The organism is Glaciihabitans tibetensis (genome assembly GCF_003003265.1).
Lineage (GTDB): Bacteria > Actinomycetota > Actinomycetes > Actinomycetales > Microbacteriaceae > Glaciihabitans > Glaciihabitans tibetensis.
Window position 1 is genome coordinate 150,478 of the sequence record NZ_PVTL01000003.1, and the last position, 18,211, is coordinate 168,688.

General features: G+C 66.1%; 16 protein-coding genes. 11 read left to right on the plus strand and 5 right to left on the minus strand.

The window, feature by feature from the left end; all coding sequences use genetic code 11:
* Nucleotides 1-2: 2 nt before the first annotated feature.
* Entirely contained in the window at nt 3-953 is a 951-nt protein-coding gene (locus B0I08_RS06630; protein WP_106211082.1) for a GlxA family transcriptional regulator, read from the minus strand.
* Nucleotides 954-1,068: 115 nt separating this feature from the next.
* Here B0I08_RS06630 and B0I08_RS17730 point away from each other — a divergent pair, with 115 nt between their 5' ends.
* The 5 genes from B0I08_RS17730 to B0I08_RS06650 all read left to right on the plus strand — a co-directional run bounded on the left by B0I08_RS17730 (nt 1,069) and on the right by B0I08_RS06650 (nt 7,499).
* Nucleotides 1,069-1,215: a hypothetical protein gene (locus tag B0I08_RS17730; RefSeq protein ID WP_181243292.1), complete on the plus strand. Its 147-nt coding sequence runs from the start codon at nt 1,069-1,071 to the stop codon at nt 1,213-1,215.
* Nucleotides 1,216-1,313: 98 nt separating this feature from the next.
* Nucleotides 1,314-2,285: a UDP-glucose 4-epimerase GalE gene (gene galE, locus B0I08_RS06635; RefSeq protein ID WP_106211084.1), complete on the plus strand. Its 972-nt coding sequence runs from the start codon at nt 1,314-1,316 to the stop codon at nt 2,283-2,285.
* A 184-nt stretch (nt 2,286-2,469) separates the two neighbouring features.
* Nucleotides 2,470-2,802, plus strand: coding sequence for a WhiB family transcriptional regulator (locus tag B0I08_RS06640; protein ID WP_106211086.1), 333 nt, complete (start codon nt 2,470-2,472; stop codon nt 2,800-2,802).
* A gap of 10 nt (nt 2,803-2,812) precedes the next feature.
* A complete protein-coding gene (locus tag B0I08_RS06645; RefSeq protein ID WP_219905624.1) occupies nt 2,813-5,641 on the plus strand; it encodes a glycosyltransferase family 2 protein in 2,829 nt (942 codons plus the stop codon).
* Nucleotides 5,634-7,499 (plus strand): DUF5719 family protein, encoded by a 1,866-nt coding sequence (locus B0I08_RS06650; RefSeq protein WP_106211088.1) that lies wholly within the window; start codon nt 5,634-5,636, stop codon nt 7,497-7,499. The genes B0I08_RS06645 and B0I08_RS06650 overlap by 8 nt, the downstream gene beginning before the upstream one ends.
* Before the next feature lie 139 nt (nt 7,500-7,638).
* On the opposite strand, the gene B0I08_RS06655 is transcribed toward B0I08_RS06650, so the two are convergent.
* Nucleotides 7,639-8,082 (minus strand): metallopeptidase family protein, encoded by a 444-nt coding sequence (locus B0I08_RS06655; RefSeq protein ID WP_106211090.1) that lies wholly within the window; start codon nt 8,080-8,082, stop codon nt 7,639-7,641.
* Between the two features lie 61 nt (nt 8,083-8,143).
* Here B0I08_RS06655 and B0I08_RS06660 point away from each other — a divergent pair, with 61 nt between their 5' ends.
* Nucleotides 8,144-8,350 (plus strand): DUF3499 family protein, encoded by a 207-nt coding sequence (locus B0I08_RS06660; protein ID WP_106211092.1) that lies wholly within the window; start codon nt 8,144-8,146, stop codon nt 8,348-8,350.
* Between the two features lie 36 nt (nt 8,351-8,386).
* Nucleotides 8,387-9,841 (plus strand): adenosylhomocysteinase, encoded by a 1,455-nt coding sequence (ahcY, locus tag B0I08_RS06665; RefSeq protein WP_106211094.1) that lies wholly within the window; start codon nt 8,387-8,389, stop codon nt 9,839-9,841.
* A gap of 466 nt (nt 9,842-10,307) precedes the next feature.
* Here ahcY and B0I08_RS06670 read toward each other — a convergent pair whose 3' ends face one another.
* Nucleotides 10,308-11,180, minus strand: coding sequence for an RDD family protein (locus B0I08_RS06670; RefSeq protein WP_106211096.1), 873 nt, complete (start codon nt 11,178-11,180; stop codon nt 10,308-10,310).
* 16 nt (nt 11,181-11,196) lie between these two features.
* Between B0I08_RS06670 and B0I08_RS06675 the strand changes: the two genes are divergently transcribed.
* Nucleotides 11,197-12,192, plus strand: a complete 996-nt coding sequence (locus B0I08_RS06675; RefSeq protein WP_106211098.1) for a stage II sporulation protein M — start codon at nt 11,197-11,199, stop codon at nt 12,190-12,192.
* 100 nt (nt 12,193-12,292) lie between these two features.
* On the opposite strand, the gene B0I08_RS06680 is transcribed toward B0I08_RS06675, so the two are convergent.
* Nucleotides 12,293-13,747 carry an acyltransferase family protein gene (locus B0I08_RS06680; protein ID WP_181243294.1) on the minus strand — a complete coding sequence of 485 codons (1,455 nt, stop codon included), beginning with the start codon at nt 13,745-13,747 and terminating at the stop codon, nt 12,293-12,295.
* A 174-nt stretch (nt 13,748-13,921) separates the two neighbouring features.
* On the opposite strand from B0I08_RS06680, the gene B0I08_RS06685 reads away from it, so the two are divergent.
* Together B0I08_RS06685 and B0I08_RS06690 are read left to right on the plus strand one after the other, a co-directional pair.
* On the plus strand, nt 13,922-14,440 hold the full coding sequence (locus B0I08_RS06685; RefSeq protein ID WP_106211102.1) for a Fur family transcriptional regulator: 519 nt from the start codon (nt 13,922-13,924) through the stop codon (nt 14,438-14,440).
* A gap of 7 nt (nt 14,441-14,447) precedes the next feature.
* Nucleotides 14,448-15,938, plus strand: coding sequence for a catalase (locus tag B0I08_RS06690; RefSeq protein ID WP_106211104.1), 1,491 nt, complete (start codon nt 14,448-14,450; stop codon nt 15,936-15,938).
* A gap of 182 nt (nt 15,939-16,120) precedes the next feature.
* Here B0I08_RS06690 and B0I08_RS17535 read toward each other — a convergent pair whose 3' ends face one another.
* Complete coding sequence (locus B0I08_RS17535) at nt 16,121-16,720, minus strand: hypothetical protein (protein ID WP_146134339.1); 600 nt, start codon at nt 16,718-16,720, stop codon at nt 16,121-16,123.
* A gap of 79 nt (nt 16,721-16,799) precedes the next feature.
* Here B0I08_RS17535 and B0I08_RS06700 point away from each other — a divergent pair, with 79 nt between their 5' ends.
* A complete protein-coding gene (locus B0I08_RS06700; RefSeq protein ID WP_146134340.1) occupies nt 16,800-18,167 on the plus strand; it encodes an AI-2E family transporter in 1,368 nt (455 codons plus the stop codon).
* Nucleotides 18,168-18,211 lie beyond the last annotated feature (44 nt).

Consider the following 18,211-nt stretch of genomic DNA (forward strand, 5'->3'; position numbering starts at 1 on the left):
GATCAGACCGCTTCGCGGACGCCGAACGCGCGTCGGTAGGCCATCGGGGTCGTTTGCAGCACCTTGAGAAAGTGATGCCGCATCACTGCTGCGGTGCCAAAGCCGGTCGTTTGCGCGATGGACTCCAACGATGCGTCGGTGCGTTCCAGGTGCTGCTGCGCACGGATGATGCGCTGCCGGTTCAACCACGCAGCCGGGGTGGTTCCCATCTCGGCCCGGAAGCGCCGGGCGAACGTGCGCGGCGACATCAGCGCACGACGCGAGAGCTGCTCGATGGTGAGGTCGCGGTCGAGGTTATCGAGCATCCACTGGGCAACCGTGGCGAACGAGTCGCAGGACTCCGGCGCGGCCGGCTCGATGTACTGCGATTGCCCGCCGTCGCGTTGCGGTGGCACGACCATCCGCCGGGCGATGACGTTCGTGGCTGCGGCGCCGTGCTCCTTGCGCACAATGTGGAGGGCGGCGTCGATACCTGAAGCCGTGCCCGCACTGGTCACGACGTGGCGGTCTTCCACAAACAAGACGTCGGGGTCGACCTGTGTTCCCGGGTACTCCTTGGCGAGGCGATCAGTGTGCATCCAGTGAGTCGTGGAACGTCGGCCATTGAGGATGCCTGCCTCGGCCAGGGCGAACGCGCCGCTGCACACGCTCAGAACCCAGGCACCGCGAGCCTCCGCATCGCGAAGTACCTGCAGCACGCGCTCATCCATCGGTTCAATTGCGTGGGCGGGAATCGCCACGAGGTCAGCGTCTGCGGCCGCCGAAAGGTCGTCGGTGATGACCATGTCATAACCGAGGCTGGTGCGCACGGGCCCGGGCTCGGCCGTTGCAATGGTGAACTCAAATGCGGGCCCGCCCGTGTCGCTGCGATCAATACCAAAGACCTCGCACACCACGCCGAACTCGAACGGCGCGACCCCGGGAAGGGCGAGCAGGACAACTTTCGTGAGCATAGACGTGGCTTTCTGTGATGCCCGTCGGGTCACCGACGAGCTGTGGCAGGAACGAGCTGATTGATGGCAATCCTGCCACTGTCGGCAGTATTTGCCAAGTCGTAGATTTTCTGCCATGGACTCAACAATGTTTCTACTCGTGCCTCTCAGTGCCCTGTCCCTCTGGGCAATCGTGGCGTCAGCGCGGTCGGTGTTCACGGACGGACACCGCGCAAGCCCCACCCGTGGACCCGACGAGGGTTTCGATCACCGTTTCAACTAGAAGCTCGCGCCCGCAGCATCCGCCCCCACGAGGTTAAATCTCTCCACAGCCGTGTCGAGCGCCACCGCAACGACCTTCGCGCCCGCTAACGTGTGGGTATGAGTTGGTTGGTTACGGGTGGTGCAGGTTATATCGGTGCGCATGTTGTCCGGGCGTTGGGTGGTGCCGGCATCCCCACTGTTGTGATCGACGACCTTTCCAGCGGTCACGCCAGCTTCGTGCCGAGTGACGTTCCCTTTGTGCAGGGCACCATCCTCGACCGCGGTCTGATCGTCGACACGATCAAGAAGTACGACGTCACCGGCGTGATTCACGTCGCGGGATTCAAGTACGCGGGAGTTTCGGTGCAGCGCCCGCTGCACACCTACGAGCAGAACGTCACGGCCACGGCCGTGCTGCTCGAGGCGATGCAGGAGTGCGCGGTCGACAAGATCGTGTTCTCGTCGAGCGCCGCCGTGTACGGAACACCGCCAGGCGAAATCGTCACCGAAGATACTCCGAAGAACCCGCAGTCGCCGTACGGCGAGTCGAAATTGATCGGCGAGTGGCTGCTGCGGGATCAGGGAGTCGCCGTGGGACTGCGTCACACCTCCCTGCGCTACTTCAATGTGGTAGGCAGCGGCGACCCCGACATTTACGACACCAGCCCGCACAACCTGTTTCCGCTGGTTTTCGAGGCGCTGGTCGAGGGGCGCACACCGCGCATCAACGGCGACGACTACCCGACCCCCGACGGCACGAACGTGCGCGACTACATCCACGTGGCCGACCTCGCGTGGAGCCACGTCGTGGCCGCCCAACGCCTGGAGGCGGGTGAATCGCTTGAGTCTGCCTACAATCTCGGCAGCGGCGATGGCGTGTCGGTGAAAGAAATCATGACGGCGATTGCGGATGCCACGGGCATCGCTTTCGAGCCCGACATAGCTCCCCGCCGCAGCGGAGATCCGGCACGCATCGTGGCGGAGGGTGACCTAGCCGCGCGTGACCTCGACTGGCGCATGCGCCATTCGCTGACCGAGATGGTCAACAGCGCCTGGACCGCGCGCCGCGCCGCAGCCGAACGCGCCTGACCGAACTCTCAGGAACCTCTTAAAATTCCCCTGAGAGGAAAACGAAAATCTTTCGGCGCGTCTAAACCCTGTTAATGCACTTGAGGGTTTTATGATCTGCGACTTGACTCCAGCTAATTACACCGCTGTAATTATCTCTAACGCGTTCGGCAGCCCTGCTGATCACGGAAGGGGAGAGCAAGATATGGCGAGCAACGAATACCGCCCGTCAGCCCCCGACAACTGGTTTGTGGACCCTGTCCGGCTGGGTGTTCCGGGAGTTCGACAGAGTGAGCCGCTTCGCAGTGGTGAGGACGAAAATACCCTCGCCTGGCAGGCTGATTCCCTGTGCGCGCAAACCGACCCGGAAGCGTTCTTCCCCGAAAAGGGCGGCTCGACCCGCGACGCGAAGACAATCTGCGGTTCCTGCGAAGTGCGCGCCCAATGCCTCGACTACGCGTTGCAAAATGACGAACGATTCGGCATTTGGGGCGGGCTCTCGGAGCGGGAGCGCCGCAAACTGCGCAAGCGCGCATAGTCTTTCCTGAATGCAACCGAGAGTCACCGCGATACTCGTCGCCCGTAATGGGGCCGAGTTCCTCGAACACACGCGTGCCGCACTGAGGGCCCAAACCAGGCCGCCGGATGCGGCGGTATTCGTGGATGCCGCATCCCACGACGAGACGGCACGCATGCTGGCGGACGCCGGTCCGACCCAGTTCGTCAGTGACACCGGCAAGCGCGGTTTCGGTGGTGCGGTCGCCCACGGAGTGCAGCTTGCTCCGCCGGCCACATCCGAGGACGACTGGCTCTGGCTGTTGGCCCAGGACAGTGCGCCCCACCCGCGTGCGCTCGAGAATTTGCTTGCTGCCGTCGAGATCGCTCCGTCTGTGGCCATCGCCGGACCCAAGCTGATGCGCTGGGATCGCCCGGACACCATCTCCGAGTACGGCGAATCGATCACCCGCCTCGGTTCATCTGTAGCGCTTGTTGATGATGAACTCGACCAGGCGCAACACGACGTCGGTAGCGACCTGCTCGGCGTTGCCGCGGCCGGAATGCTTGTGCGGCGGTCGGTTTGGGCCGCCCTTGGCGGGTTTGACCCGGCGCTGCCGTCAGTGGATGCGGCGCTCGACTTCTCGATCCGCGCCCGCCTCGCCGGACACCGCGTGGTCGGAGTACCGAGCGCGCGGATCCTGAGCTCCGGGGGCGCAGAACTCTTTGGCCGCTCCACCCTTTCGTCCGGAGCGGTTTCGACGCTGCGCCGCTCGGCACAGCTGCACCGCAGGCTCGTCTACTCGCGCGGGCCGCTGATACCGCTGCACTGGCTATCGCTGCTGCCGCTGGCAATCTGGCGATCGCTCGTGCACCTCGTCTTCAAACGTCCGACCGCGATCGGGGGCGAGTTCCGCGCGGCATTCCGGGCGGCATTCAGCCGGGCTGTTGGTCCCGCGCGCCGAAACCTGCGCCGCACGCGGCGGCTGGGCTGGGCTTCCATCGCGACCCTTCGAATCTCGAGTGCGAAGGCCCGGGAGATTCGGGCTGGCCAGCAGCGCGCCACGTCCACGGGCCAGGCGGCCCCCGTACGCACCCGCGCGGGGTTCTTCTCCGGCGGCGGCGCCTGGGCGGTGTTGGTGGCCGGTGTGATCGGTGTCATCGCGTTCAGCCCGCTCCTCGGTGACAGCGCACTGAGCGGGGGAGCTCTTGCGCCTTTGAGCGAACGAGTCTCCCAGCTCTGGGCCAACGTCGGCTACGGCTGGCACGAGGCAGGCGCCGGTTTCGTCGGCGCTGCTGATCCGTTCACCTTTGTGCTCGCCGTGCTCGGCTCAGCGACGGCGTGGGCACCCTCGATGAGCATCGTGCTGCTGTACCTGACCGCCCTGCCGCTGGCCGCGCTGGCGGCGTGGTGGTGCGCCGTCCGCTTCAGTGAGCGCACCTGGCCGCCGGCCGTCGCCGCGCTGGTCTGGGCCTTCGCCCCGCCGTTCTGGACCTCACTGGTGACCGGGCACCTCGGTGCGGTCATCGCGCACCTGCTGTTGCCCTGGCTGGTTATGGCCGTACTCGCGGCGGCTCGCAGCTGGTCGGCAGGCGCTGCAGCCGCGCTGCTGCTGGCCGCGATCACCGCGGCGGCTCCCAGTCTCGCCCCCGCTCTCGTGGTCGCCCTCCTTCTCTGGATGGTGGCGCGTCCCAGTCGCATTCCGCGGATGTTCGGCGTGTTCATCCCCGCTGCGGCGCTGTTCGCGCCCCTCGTGGTCGATCAGATCCGCCGGGGCACCTGGGCTGCGTGGATCGTCGACCCCGGAATCACGACCGCGACCGGTGCGACCCAGGGTTTCCACCTCGCCCTCGGCACCCCTAACTCGACGCTCGGTGGCTGGACCACCACCATTTCTTCGCTCGGGCTTCCCGAGCTGGCCGCGCCGATCGTCGCCGCTGCTCTGCTGGCACCGCTGGCGATCCTCGCGCTGATGTCGCTCTTCCTTCCCGGTTCCTCCCGCGCCGTTCCCGCGATGCTGCTTGCGCTGCTCGGGTTCGCGACCGCGGTCCTGGGAATCCAACTCCAGCTGAGCTTCGACGGCGCTGAAGCCGTGGGCATCTGGCCGGGAGCCGGACTCAGCTTGTTCTGGCTGGGCCTCACCGGAGCCGCGGTGATGGCACTCGACGCACTCGGGCGTTCCGCCGTCGCGGCCTCGCTGGTAGTCGCTCTCGCGTCTATCCTCGCCGTCGGGCCTCTCCTGGCTGCTCCGCTCACGGGCGCGGCTGATGTTGTCGCGAGCGACTCACGTGCCACGCTTCCGGCGTTCGTGGCGGCCGAGACATCCACCGATCCGATGTTGGGAACTCTGCAGATCGATCCACAGGCAGACGGAAGCCTTGCGCTCACGTTGCACCGCGGAGACGGAACCACCCTGGACGAGACCTCGACCCTCGCGGCGACGGCGATCACCAGCAGCCCTGCCCAGGACGAGCTCGCGAACCTCGTGGGAAATCTCGCGTCGCGGGGTGGCCTGGACACCCGCGCCGCCCTGAATGAGAACCACATCGGTTTCGTGGTGGTGACGGCGGGCGAGGGGGATGCCGCGGCGGCAGCCAGCACGCGGGTGACAGCCGCGCTCGACAGCAACGAGGTGCTCACGCCGATCGGCGAGACCACCGCGGGTCGTCTGTGGCACTTCCAGGAGGTATCCGACGCGCAACCCGTCACGGGGGCCCCAGCCGTGGACACCCCGATTGGACTTGGGATTCTCGTCGCGCAGGGGTTCATTTTCTTTGTGACGCTCCTCCTCGCGGTGCCGACAGGCCGCAGTCGCGGCCGTTCCACCGTGGCCGATACGGGCGAGAGCGCCCCAGGATTTGACGAGGATGACAATGCCTGAATCGACCGACCCTCGCGACCCTCGCGACCCGGATCGTCCCATCGATCCCGACCGGCCTGCGGGCACCGACCGACCCGCCGATTCCGACGACACGATCATCGTTGGCGGAGGCGCCGGGCCGCGGCGCGACGACGCGGCCGAGCTGACCGGGCCGGACGACCACCTGATGCCGGAAAACCGAACGGTGCCGCACGAGGGTACTTCTCCCGGAAGCGACATCGAACTTGTCGCCAGCGAGCCAGTCGCCGACGAGCCTGTGGCCGGCGAGCCGGTGGCCCGCGAATCCGAGCAGTTGCGTGTCGTGCCCGTAGAGCCGTACTACGCCGACTTTCCGGAGCAGGATACCCCGGAGGAAATTGCCGAAGAGGCTGCCAAACGCCCGCGTCCGGAACGTCTCAAACGCGCTGCCGTGGTCGGTGCGCGGGTTGTCACCGGCACGGTCGGCGTCCTGCTGGCCGCGGCGGTCGTTACCGCGGCGGCACTGGTGCCGCTGCCGAGCTACACGGCGGAGCCGGCCAGCCTCCAGGTGACGCCGGTGGAAACCGGGCAACAGCTCATCTGTCCCGGATCGGTTCTGGCGCTCTCCGAGTCGGCGGACACCGCGGCATCCGCCACGACGTCCCTCGGCGACGTCGCGGTCGTCTCGGGAAGCACTTCAGGCACGCTCACCGACACCGCCCTGCCCAGTTCCGACGCGTCGTCCGGTGGCACAGAGGCCGCGCCCCAGCTGCTCACGGCCGAGGCTGACCCGTCCGCAGACCAGCCGCTGTTGTTGGCTGGAGCGCAGTCCCAAGTGATCCGCGCAGACGAGTTCTTTGGGCTAGCCGCAACCAGCTGCGCGGTCCCTTCGGCTGATTCCTGGCTCGTCGGGGGCGCAACCACCACGGGCCGATCGACGCTGATCACCCTGAGCAATCCGAGCACGGTCGCGGCCGACGTGGACCTGGAGATCTATAGCGAGATCGGTGCCATCAGCGCGCCCGGCTTGACCGAGATTTCCGTCGCCCCCGGGGCGCAGCGTGTTCTGTCGCTCGCCGGGTTCGCACCCCAGGCGGCGTCGCCCGTCGTGCACGTCAGGAGCGAGGGTGGGCTCGTGGTCGCGAGCCTCCAGCAGACGACCACCCGCGGAATCGAAGCGGGCGGACTCGACCTCGTCGGAGCATCGGCCGAGCCGAGCGCAACCACTGTGATCCCGGGCGTGACGATTGGTGGGTCGGAGGCGGTGGCCTCCCGGCTCGGATCCGAGGGTTTTGAAGACCTGACCCCGGCGCTGCGAATCTTCAATCCTGCGGCCGAGGCCGTTGAGGCGCGGGTGGCTGTGCAACTCGAGGGCGGTACCGCCGAACCTGCGAACTTCGAGGTTGAGGTCGCCGGCGGGGTGGTTGTGGACTTCCCGATTGACGACCTGACCGACGGCAACTACAGCATCACCGTCGAGTCTGACACCCCAGTCGTCGCTGGCGCCCGGGCGGCGGCCGTCGGCAGCGCCCAGGTGGGCGGGCGCGCGGACTTCGCCTGGTTCGCCAGCGCCGCACAATTGCTGGACGACGCGTTGGTCTCCGTTCCTCGGTCGGTCGGCGCGGCCCTGAACCTCGCGAATCCGACCGGCGACGAGATCACGGTCGCGATCACCGCGATCGCAGGCAGCGCTTCCGCGGGCACGCAGGGCGCCACGCGCAGGGCGACGGTGCCCGCGAACGGGTCAGCGGTCCTGCCAGCAGAGGCTGGCGCTACGTATCAACTCGCGGACTTCACGGCCCTGCACGTGAGCGTCAGCGCGGCTGTCGACGGAGGCGTTGCCGGATACCCGGTCGTTCCGACGCCGGAGGCTTCCGCTCCCATCACGATTTACCCGTAGCCAGCGGGATTGCCGAGCCGAGGCATCCCGCCACTTCAGCACCTCGCCGACTCAGCACCTCGCCGACTCAGTACCTCGTCGGCTCAGCACCTCGCCGGCTTCAGTACCTCGCCGGCTCAGCGTGTCAGCGCGTCAGGATTCAGAAGCTGCGGAAGCGGTCTGGCGCGAGGTCCCAGGGATCTTTTCCGAGCAGTTCGGCGACCGCGCGGAACACGCAGCTCTCGATCATCATGCGCTTGTGAGAATCGTCGTAGCGGTGGAGTCGGGACAACCGTTCTATGGGCAGCCGGAACAGCAGGATGCGCTTCTCGCTGGAGAGCACCTGCCAGCGGTCGAGCCCGGCCGTTCCCACCACGCTCGAGGGGAGCACGGCCACTTCGAACGAGACGCCGGACAGTTCGTCTGGCCACATGTCTTTGAGGTACTCGGCGGTGGATGCCACCGCCATGTCGAACACGTCAGCGCGCGACTGCAGTGGGGGCAGGTGTGGCCCGGTCACGGCGGCGCGAATGCCGCGGCCGTGGCGATCCCGGGAACCCGCACGGGTGGAAACGGGCGCCGTCCGACGGCGTGGTGTAGCCATACCCCCATGCTAGACCGCCCGGCCGTGCAGACCCGGGCAGGGTGGCATAGTGTGGATAACCATGACGGGACGGCCATGTAGCAGAGTGACGTGCAACGCCGAGGCGGTCTCCACCTTCACCTATGTGTACGCCGATTCGATGGCCGTGCTCGGCCCGCTCAGCACCAAGGCCGAACCGCACAGCTACGACCTCTGCGCGGTGCACGCCGAGCGACTGTCGGCTCCCCAGGGGTGGCAGATCGTGCGTCACGTGGTCCTCGGCTCCTGACCCCGGGCTCGCAGGTAAAGCTGCGAGAATAATGCCATGCCTACCATTACGTCTGTGAACTACCAGGTCGCCGACCTCTCCCTCGCTGAGTCCGGTCGCCACCAGCTGCGCCTGGCCGAGCAGGAGATGCCCGGCCTGATGTCCCTTCGCGAGGAGTTCGGCACCAGCAAGCCGCTCGCCGGTGCCCGCATCGCCGGATCGTTGCACATGACCGTGCAGACGGCCGTGCTTATCGAGACCCTCACCGCTCTTGGTGCGCAGGTGCGCTGGGCGAGCTGCAATATTTTTTCGACGCAGGATGAAGCGGCAGCGGCCATCGTCGTGGGGCCCACCGGAACCCCAGAGGCGCCCGCGGGTGTGCCCGTATTCGCCTGGAAGGGTGAAACGCTCGAGGAGTACTGGTCCTGCACCGAGCGCATCTTCGACTGGAGCGACGAAGGCTTCGCCGGCCCGAACATGATCCTCGATGACGGCGGCGACGCCACCATGCTGGTGCACAAGGGCCGCGAGTTCGAGCTGGCTGGCGCCGTGCCCGCCGATGCCCCCGGCGACAGCACCGAGTGGACGGTCATCCTGAACGTTCTGCGTCGCTCGTTGGACAGCAGCAGCGATCGCTGGACGAACATCGCCGCAGGGCTCATGGGCGTCACCGAGGAGACCACCACGGGCGTGCACCGCCTGTACGAGCTGGCGAAGGCGGGCGAACTGCTGTTCCCCGCGATCAACGTCAACGACTCCGTCACGAAGAGCAAGTTCGACAACAAGTACGGCATCCGCCACTCCCTCCCGGACGGCCTGAACCGCGCCACCGACGTGCTCATCGGCGGCAAGGTCGCCTTCGTCGCCGGCTACGGTGACGTCGGCAAGGGTGCAGCGGAGGCACTGCGCGGCCAGGGCGCCCGGGTCATCGTCAGCGAGGTCGACCCGATCTGCGCGCTCCAGGCCGCGATGGACGGCTACCAGGTCACCACAATCGAGAGCGTGATCGACACCGTCGACATCTTCGTCTCCGGCACCGGCAACGCCAACGTCATCACCGTCGACCACCTTCTCGGCATGAAGCACCTCGCGATCGTCGCCAACGTCGGGCACTTCGACAACGAGATCGACATCGCCAGCCTCGAGAACCTCGCCGGCGCCGAGCGCATCGAGATAAAGCCCCAGGTGCACGAGTGGCGCCTGCCCTCCGGGCGGAGCGTTCTCGTGCTGTCCGAGGGCCGCCTGATGAACCTCGGCAACGCCACCGGTCACCCGTCGTTCGTGATGAGCAACTCGTTCACCAATCAGGTGCTCGCGCAAATTGAACTGTACGTGTCTCCCGAGAAGTACCCGGTGGGCGTGTACGTGCTGCCGAAGCTGCTCGACGAGAAGGTAGCGCGCCTGCACCTCAAGGCGCTCGGCGTTGTGCTCACCGAACTGAGCCCTGCGCAGGCGGACTACATCGGCGTGACCGTCGACGGCCCGTACAAGCCGGAGCACTACCGCTACTAGCCGTCACCGCCGCCAGACCGCCTGGCATTCGAGGGTGCATCGCACAGGAAGTCCAAGGCTCGCGAACCGATTGGTTCCCGCCGGCGTGAGGTGTCAGGTTTGGTCTGGTCGGGCTGTGTCCCGTTCGGTCTGGAGGCGTGAGGTGTCAGGTTTGGTCTGGTCGGGCTGGCGTCGCGCTCGGTCTCGCGGCGTGAGGCGTCAGGTTTGGTCTGGTCGGGCTGTGTCCCGTTCGGTCTGGCGGCGTGAGGTGTCAAGTTTGGTCAGATCGCTCAGCTTGAAGTGTCGCGTTTTGTCGAGTCAGCTTTCTGAAGTGACGCGTTTTGTCGCGGCCAGGTCAAAAGTATCGACCAGATGTGTCACTTCGGGGCGACCGGTGAGCGCGGGGACTGTCGGTGCGACCAAACTTGGCACTTCGGCGAGGGTGGCATCAGAGCGGCCTACCGGTGGGCGGGGAGGGTGCGGGCGCTCAGCGCTCGGGGAAGCCGTGGGGGAGGCCGCGTAGCGCTGGGGCGAGTCGCTCTAGGCGCTCCCGCTCGAGGGTGAGGGCGGTCAGTTCCCGCTCGCGCCGCAGTGCGCTGACGGCGGCGAGAAACAGCTCGGGCGAGACATCCGCTCCTGGCATCGGAAATACCCACCGTGACGCTTCGCTAGCGAGTTCGCTGGCGAGCCGCTGCCGGGTGCCAGGGGAGAAGCGCGGGGCCTGGCGGAGGAACGATGCGATGCGGCGGGAGACGCGGTCGGGCATTCGGGCAACGTCCGCCGTGAGGGCCCAGTCGCGCATTGCAACCGGAACCCCGTAAACCGGGACTACCTCGCGCGAAACCCGCTCGTACTGGCAGTAAGTGCCCGCGATGAGGTCGCCGAGTCGCTTGGACCGTGCGTTCAGCAGGGCGACCAGCGCGGCGAGGCCGCCGAACGTGAGAAAGATCTCGAGCACCCCCGTCAAGGCCCGGATGAACGCGTGCCGGAACCCGATCGCGCCGCCGTCGTCGCGGACGATGCGCCCACCCACCGCGAGTTTGCCGAGCGATTTGCCGTGGGAGAGCAGCTCGACACTCGTCGGCGCGATCACCAGTACCAGCACGAGGAGCACGACTGCGGCGGCGGCTGCGGTCGAATCATCCAACCCGAACGCGGCGATCACGAGGGGGAGCCCGAGCAGGGCGAGCAGCAGGTAGCCGCCGAGGTACAGCGCCCAGTCGATAAGGGTGCCCGCGGCGCGCAAGACAAACGCGGTCGGACGGAGGTCAAGCGCGACTGCCTCGCCCGTGATCAGCTCGTCGCTGCGGTGAGTTTCGCTCGGGAGTTGTTCCTGCGGGGGTGTCGCGGCGCTGGGCATGCCATCATTTAAGCAGATGGACCTCGACGCCTATTCAGCCGCGCACCGCGAAGAATGGGATCGCCTTGCCTCCCTCGCGTCGAGACGTCGCTTTAGCGGTGCCGAGTCCGACGAGCTGATCGAGCGCTACCAGGCCGGTGCGACCGAGCTGTCGGCCATGACCACCACCCTGGGCCAGTCGGTACAGGGGGATCGGCTCTCCCTGTCGCTGAGCCGCGCAAGGCTGAGATTTACTGGCGCGTCCACCAATGCGCTCGCGCAGCTTCCGCGTTTTTTCGCCTACCAGCTGCCCGCCGCTCTCTACCGGGTGCGCTGGGTGAGCCTCGCCGCGACCGTCGCCTTCTTCGTCATCGCGTTCGCCTATGGGGCCTGGCTCAGCGCGAATCCCGAACTGCTGCTGAACTTCGGGAGCGCCGAGCAGCTCGAGACCTACGCGGACACCCAGTTCATCGGCTACTACTCCGACAACCCCGAGGCCTCGTTCGCGGGCCAGGTCTGGACGAACAACGCCTGGATTGCCGCCCAGTGCATCGCCTTCGGGGTCACGGCGGTGTGGGCGCCGTACATGATCGTGCAGAACGCGCTCGGGATCGGCCAGTCCGGCGCGATCATGAACGAGTACGGGCGCCTTGACCAGTTTTTCCTCTACCTCGCCCCCCACGGGCAGCTGGAGCTCTACTGCATCTTCGTCGCGGCGGCCGCAGGCATGATGATCGCCTGGTCGTGGATCGCTCCCGGTGCCCGCACCCGTGGTCAAGCACTCGCCGAGGACGGCCGGGCGCTGTTCACGATTGTGGTGGGGCTCGCGGTCGCGCTTCTGGTCTCCGGCATCATCGAGGGCTACGTCACCCGTCAGGACTGGCCGTGGCCCATCAAGATCGGCATCGGCTCGCTCGCGCTCGCGGCATTCGTGGGGTATCAGTGGGTGCTCGGCGGACGCGCAGCAAAAGCGGGGGAGACCGGCGATCTCGACGAGTTCGAGTCCGGAGCCCGGCGCCTCGTTGCGGGCTGAGTTCTGCGCTGCGGAGTCTGACTGCGCTGTCAAGGGTGGGGGAGATCGCCACCGTCCGGGCGAGGAATACCGACAGCTCAGTTCCGGGAATTCGCTGCAATCAAGGACCGACCGAGAACTCGTGCGGGTAGCCGACGATGGTGCCGTCGAGAGGCTGCCCGCTGACTATGACCTGAAGGAACAAGTCGGTGGTCTCGGTTTCTACGATTCGGCGATGTTCTCCATTGTCGAAGGTCACGGTTCGACCGGGTTCGAACTGTTCGAGGTTGGCTTTTGTCCTTGACACAAAAAACGCGGCGGACTCACGGCTGACGCCCGCCTGCCAATAGTCGTCGGTGAGGTACAGCGGAGTGCGCGATGGCACGTTGGTCCGCGCGGCCTGGGCAACGGCTGCGGTGCCGACCGTGGTCAAGGGAACAGCGACGATGCTCAGCAGAAGCACTGCCGCAACTACTCGGCGCACAACGGCGGAGCGCGCCGTTCCAGCGACGTCACCGTCGATCACCGTCGGGGCATCGGCATTGCCAAGGGTGTCGGCGGTTGTCGGCATCGCACGGAATCGCTTGGCCGCCCTCTCGATTGTGAAGTGCAGAACCAGTCCGAGCACCACGCTGGCCACTCCGACCAGAGTGCCCACGGGCAGTATCTCGATCAGGCGCGGATGCGTGCTGGCATAGGCATTGATTCCGACAAGGATCGGGAAGTGGAGGATGTACACGGGATACGACAATTCTCCGATCAGGCGATCGGCGCGGTTGTGCTTTGTGTAGGTAAAAAGCACCGGAATGGCGAGGGCGAAGATGAGAGGTTGCCAAACCGGCATGGTAATCGTCGTCGGGACAAGAACAACGAACAGAAGCACGCCCGCCCACCAGTGCGGCTTCGCAATGCCCTTAGATAGCTGGTACGCGAGGGCGCCGAGCCCGAAGAACAGGAACGACGACGGGTAGAAGTAGTAGCCAAGGGTCAACTGGCTCTGTTGCGGGAGGATGCCGAGGTCCGGAGTCGGGTACACCAGAAAACTAATTGCAAGCAGGTAGACAGCGCCGACCATCACAAAGAGGAAGGTCCGTCGCGGGCTGCGTACGATGAACGGCGCGATCAGGTAAAAGCCGAGCTCAACCGCGAGCGACCATGCCGGAGGGTTGATTGCGAGCGCCACTGCGTCGGCGCAGCCGCCTTGCACGGTCGGTAGGCACAAAAGATAAAACAGGTCCTGTCCGGCGATCAGTGCATTGGCCGCGACGAAGAAGATTTTTGCCCACGCGGTGAGCTGGGCGAAGAACTCCACGATCGCCGGCAACGACACCGCAAGCGCGATAACCAGTCCGACTACGTAGACGGGAAAGAGGCGGAGCACCCGGTTCTTGTAAAAGGCCCCAAGAGTCGATCGATCGACATACTTCTCGTTCAGCACCATTGCCATGTAGAAGCCCGAGATGATGAAGAAGAAGTTGACAGCGATGGGTGCGGGTATGACCGGGAGGCCGAAAACGTTGGAACCAGCGTGCGCCGACACCACGGACAGCGCGAGGAACAGTCGGAGTACCCCCACAGCCGTGCCCCGTCCGATTGAGATGACCCATGAGAAATCCTAGTGTAATTTCGCCAGCCGCCGTGGGCCGAGACTACCGAGGGCAACGCAGAATGTCGTCGCGGGAGGCAGGCAACAGAGCCAAAGCCGCCGCCCTTATTTTGAGTTATTCACGATAAGTGATCTAATAGTCATATGTCGTCGAGTCCAGAAAGCCAGCTGCGGGATGCCGCGCTGCGCGTCACGGCCGGGCGGCTGGCAGTACTGGCCGCAATAGAAGAGCACCCGCACTCCGACGCCGATACCCTCTGCCGCATCGTGCGCGCCCAGTTGCCCGGCATTTCCGTGCAGTCGGTGCACAACGTGCTGCACGACCTGACGAACGCGGAGCTGCTTCGCCGAATCGAGCCGGCCGGATCATCCGCTCGCTATGAAAGGCGCCTGGGCGACAACCATCACCATGTCGTCTGCTCGGTCTGCGGCACCATCGCCGACGTCGACTGCGTGCACGGCGAGGCGCCCTGCCTGACGCCGAGCAACACCAGCGGCTTTGTGATCGACACCGCAGAGATCACCTTCTGGGGGGTGTGCGCCGATTGCACCGCGAACGCTGGCGCCAGTGCGATATCCCCGAGCCTCGCAGCATCCACCAACCCCACACACTCCGCGGTGGCTACCGCCAACGCTTCGACCTCCATCCACCACGTTCACTAGGAGAATCTTGACAAACCCCACCACGACGAACAGCGGCGCCCCGGTTGCCAGCGACGAGCATTCCCAGACTGTCGGACCCGACGGCGTCATCGCTCTCACCGACCACTACCTCGTAGAGAAGCTCGCCCAGTTCAACCGCGAGCGGGTGCCGGAGCGCGTTGTGCACGCCAAGGGCGGCGGAGCGTTCGGAACCTTCGAGACGACCCACGACGTCAGCGCCTACACGCGTGCGTCGCTGTTCCAGCCGGGTGCGACCGTGCAGATGCTCGCGCGCTTCTCCTCGGTTGCCGGCGAGCAGGGCAGCCCGGACACCTGGCGCGACCCGCGCGGCTTCGCGCTGAAGTTCTACACCGACGAGGGCAACTACGACATGGTGGGCAACAACACCCCCGTGTTCTTCATCCGCGACGGGATCAAGTTTCCCGACTTCATCCACTCGCAGAAACGCCTCCCGGGCAGCCACCTGCGCGATCACAACATGCAGTGGGACTTCTGGACCCTCTCCCCGGAGAGCGCCCACCAGGTCACCTGGTTGATGGGTGACCGCGGCCTGCCCACCTCGTGGCGCCACATGGACGGCTTCAGCTCGCACACCTACCAGTGGATTAACGCTGAGGGCGAGCGCTCCTGGGTCAAGTACCACTTCCGTACCCAGCAGGGTCACGAGACCCTGACGCAGGATCAGGCAGATTCGATCGCCGGGCAGGACGCCGACCTTCACATTCGCGATCTGTACGAGGCGATCGAAGCGGAGAACTTCCCGAAGTGGGACATGTCCGTGCAGATCATGAAGTACGAGGACGCAGCGACCTACCGCTTCAACCCGTTCGACATCACCAAGGTGTGGCCCAAGGCGGAGTACCCGCTGATTCCGGTCGGCACCATGACGCTGAACCGCAACCCGGAGAACTACTTCGCGCAGATCGAGCAGGCAACGTTCGCCCCGTCGAACTTTGTTCCCGGAATCGCCGCCAGCCCCGACAAGATGCTGCAGGCCCGGATCTTCAGCTACGCAGACGCGCACCGCTACCGCGTGGGCACCAACCACGCCCAGCTGCCCGTGAACGCGCCGGTGTCCCCGGTGAACAGCTACTCGCAGGACGGCGCGATGCGCATGCGCACCAACGATCCGCATGCGCCGGTGTACGCGCCCAACTCGTTCGGTGGCCCCGCGGCATCCCCCGCAGCCCACGGAAACGACGCTGGCTGGGAGCAGGACGGGTCGCTGATCCGCTCGGCCGCAACCCTGCACGCCGACGACGACGACTTCGGTCAGGCCGGGACGTTGTTTCGGGAGGTGCTGGATGACGCCGCGCGCGACCGTCTGGTGTCGAACATCGTCGGCCACGTTTCCGCTGTGACGATCCCGTCGCTGCGTGAGCGGGTCATCCAGTACTGGACCAACGTCGACGCCACCCTCGGTGCACGCGTCGCTGCCGGACTCGGTCCGATCGAGTCGCCGGTCGACGAGCTGGTTCCGGCACCCGTCTCCCGCTAGTCAGTTCGGCGCGAGGCTCGGTGCTGCCGGCAACGGCGCACCGTCACGCCAAACTATCCCGGCCGATCCGGGTCGCACCTCGCGGTGCGGCTTGGCTCGGCCGGGATTTGCCGTTCAGCACCGCAGGCCCATCGCTCATCGCCCATCGGTACAGGGGGGTCGCGCTCAGGCAGCCGAAGCTGTTACGGCAACGCGAGCACTGAAGTGAGGAACCGTGCGTAGCTGACGTAGTAGAGCATTCCACCCGAATAAAGAACCGACGGAATGTAGTTCTCCTCTGCATTGGAGGGCGCGACAAGTGTTCCGGCAAATGGGTCGTTTGACTCGGTGTAGCCGCTGGCGACCAGTTCCGCGCGACGCTCCTGCCAGCCAGCCTCGTCCAGCTGTTGCTGTGCGAACCACACGATCACGTCGCCCTGACCCTGCCACTGGCAGCCCAACGCTCCCTCGTCTAACATCCGAGCCATCACATCATCCAACGGGAGCGGTGGATCCTGCTCAACGAGCCCATCCTCCGCCAGCGAGGCGTTTTCCTCGGGCGTCAGAACATCGTCGCAGTCCACGGTTGGCACCGAAGACGGGGCCGAAGAGGGCGTCGCGACAGGAGTGACAACCGGGGCCGCCGTCGAGCTGGGCGTTGATGTTGCGGTGGATGTCGCGGGGGCCGACGCCCGTGTCGGCTCGGCCTCTGGGCTGGCGGACGGCGTGCAGCCACTGATCGCACAGGCCAGCGAGATCGCCACGGTCGGCAAAAGTAGGCGCGGGCGCGTTGGGGATCTCATGATTTCTCGAACATATCTCAGGACCGCAGGATTCCGCAATATTTCAATCGCGCTCCATGCATGCGGCAGGATGGAGCAGGTGACTGCGACAGAACCTGCGGCCGAGACATCCGCCACTTCCACAGCCCCGCCCGCCCCGCCCGCAACGCCCGCGCCGCCGACAACGCGAGCCCCGTCGGCACCCCCTTCGGCCTCGGTGCCATCCGAAGCACGCGCTACGCAAGCACCCTCGCCGAAGCGACCCTCGGCGTCCCGAACCAGCTCCGCCAGGCTCGCGGCGTTCGGCAAGGCGTTCGGGGCAACGGCAGGGTGGGTCGCGCGCGGACTGATCATCCTGCTCGGGCTGATCGTGGTGTGGCTGGTGCTGCGCGCGCTCTGGTCGATCGTGCTGCCAATGCTGTTCGCCCTGCTGCTGTCGTCGATCCTCTGGCCGGTGAACCGGGTGCTCCGTCGAGCGCTTCCGAAGGCGCTCGCGGCCCTGCTCTCGGTGGCGGGGCTGCTCGCCGTGGTGGTCGGGATCGGCCTCATCGTCATCCCCCTGATGGCGTCCGGCGCCAGCGCCCTGGCGTCCTCGGCCAGCGCCAACATCGCCGAGATCGGCGATTTCTTCGCGCAGCCACCGTTTAACTTCCCGGATTACGATCTCGCGGGCTTGGTGGATGCCGGGATCACACAGGTCCGCGAAAACGGCGGCGCCGTGGTGAGCGGCATCACCGCGGGACTCGGCACGATCACCTCCTGGACCGTCGTGTTCCTGCTGACGATGGTGCTGACGTTCTTCTGCCTGAAGGACGGCGACAAGTTTTTGCGCTGGACCCGGCGCTGGACCAACGGACGCACGTTCGTGCACGCGGCCAAAATCTCCGAGGGAGTCTGGCAAACGCTGTCGGCCTACATTTCCTCGCAGGCCATCGTCGCCCTCGTCGACGCGGTGTTCATCGGTATCGGCCTCGCGTTGCTCGGCATTCCGCTCGCCCTCCCTCTCGCGGTGCTGATCTTCTTCGCCGCGTTTATCCCAATCGTCGGCGCGGTGGCGACGGGAATGCTGGCCACCGTCGTCGCGTTGCTTTCCCACGGCTGGGGCACGGCGCTGATCGTGTTGGGGATTGTGCTCCTGGTGCAGCAGCTGGAAAGCAACCTCCTGCAGCCGGCCATCGTGGGCAAGGTGCTGAAGATCCACCCCGCGGTGGTGCTCGGGTCGGTCGTCGTCGGCGGAACCATCTTCGGCATCGTCGGCGCATTCCTCGCGGTGCCGACCACCGCCGCCGTCATCGTGGTGATGCGGTATCTGCGCAGTCTGTCGCTGAGCGGGCACGACGATGGGTTCGAACCCGGCAGTGCGGCGGCCGACGCGGCGGCAGCGAAACCCAACACCGAGGCGGCTGAGACTGGGGCACATTCAGGCGAGGCGGATGTCGCTGACCTCGACGCCCCCGCCGCGCGCTAGTCGCCGTCGCGCCCCAGTCAGAGCTGCAGTCGCCCGCCGCGCGC

Excerpts from the sequence above, each read along its gene's own strand:
- B0I08_RS06630 (WP_106211082.1), bottom strand. The coding sequence starts at position 953 with ATGCTCACGAAAGTTGTCCTGCTCGCCCTTCCCGGGGTCGCGCCGTTC.
- B0I08_RS06650 (WP_106211088.1), top strand. The coding sequence starts at position 5,634 with ATGCCTGAATCGACCGACCCTCGCGACCCTCGCGACCCGGATCGTCCC.
- ahcY (WP_106211094.1), top strand. The coding sequence starts at position 8,387 with ATGCCTACCATTACGTCTGTGAACTACCAGGTCGCCGACCTCTCCCTC.
- B0I08_RS06640 (WP_106211086.1), top strand. The coding sequence starts at position 2,470 with ATGGCGAGCAACGAATACCGCCCGTCAGCCCCCGACAACTGGTTTGTG.
- B0I08_RS06655 (WP_106211090.1), bottom strand. The coding sequence starts at position 8,082 with ATGGCTACACCACGCCGTCGGACGGCGCCCGTTTCCACCCGTGCGGGT.
- B0I08_RS17730 (WP_181243292.1), top strand. The coding sequence starts at position 1,069 with ATGGACTCAACAATGTTTCTACTCGTGCCTCTCAGTGCCCTGTCCCTC.
- B0I08_RS06675 (WP_106211098.1), top strand. The coding sequence starts at position 11,197 with ATGGACCTCGACGCCTATTCAGCCGCGCACCGCGAAGAATGGGATCGC.
- B0I08_RS06670 (WP_106211096.1), bottom strand. The coding sequence starts at position 11,180 with ATGCCCAGCGCCGCGACACCCCCGCAGGAACAACTCCCGAGCGAAACT.
- B0I08_RS06660 (WP_106211092.1), top strand. The coding sequence starts at position 8,144 with ATGACGGGACGGCCATGTAGCAGAGTGACGTGCAACGCCGAGGCGGTC.
- B0I08_RS06645 (WP_219905624.1), top strand. The coding sequence starts at position 2,813 with ATGCAACCGAGAGTCACCGCGATACTCGTCGCCCGTAATGGGGCCGAG.
- B0I08_RS06685 (WP_106211102.1), top strand. The coding sequence starts at position 13,922 with ATGTCGTCGAGTCCAGAAAGCCAGCTGCGGGATGCCGCGCTGCGCGTC.
- B0I08_RS17535 (WP_146134339.1), bottom strand. The coding sequence starts at position 16,720 with ATGAGATCCCCAACGCGCCCGCGCCTACTTTTGCCGACCGTGGCGATC.
- galE (WP_106211084.1), top strand. The coding sequence starts at position 1,314 with ATGAGTTGGTTGGTTACGGGTGGTGCAGGTTATATCGGTGCGCATGTT.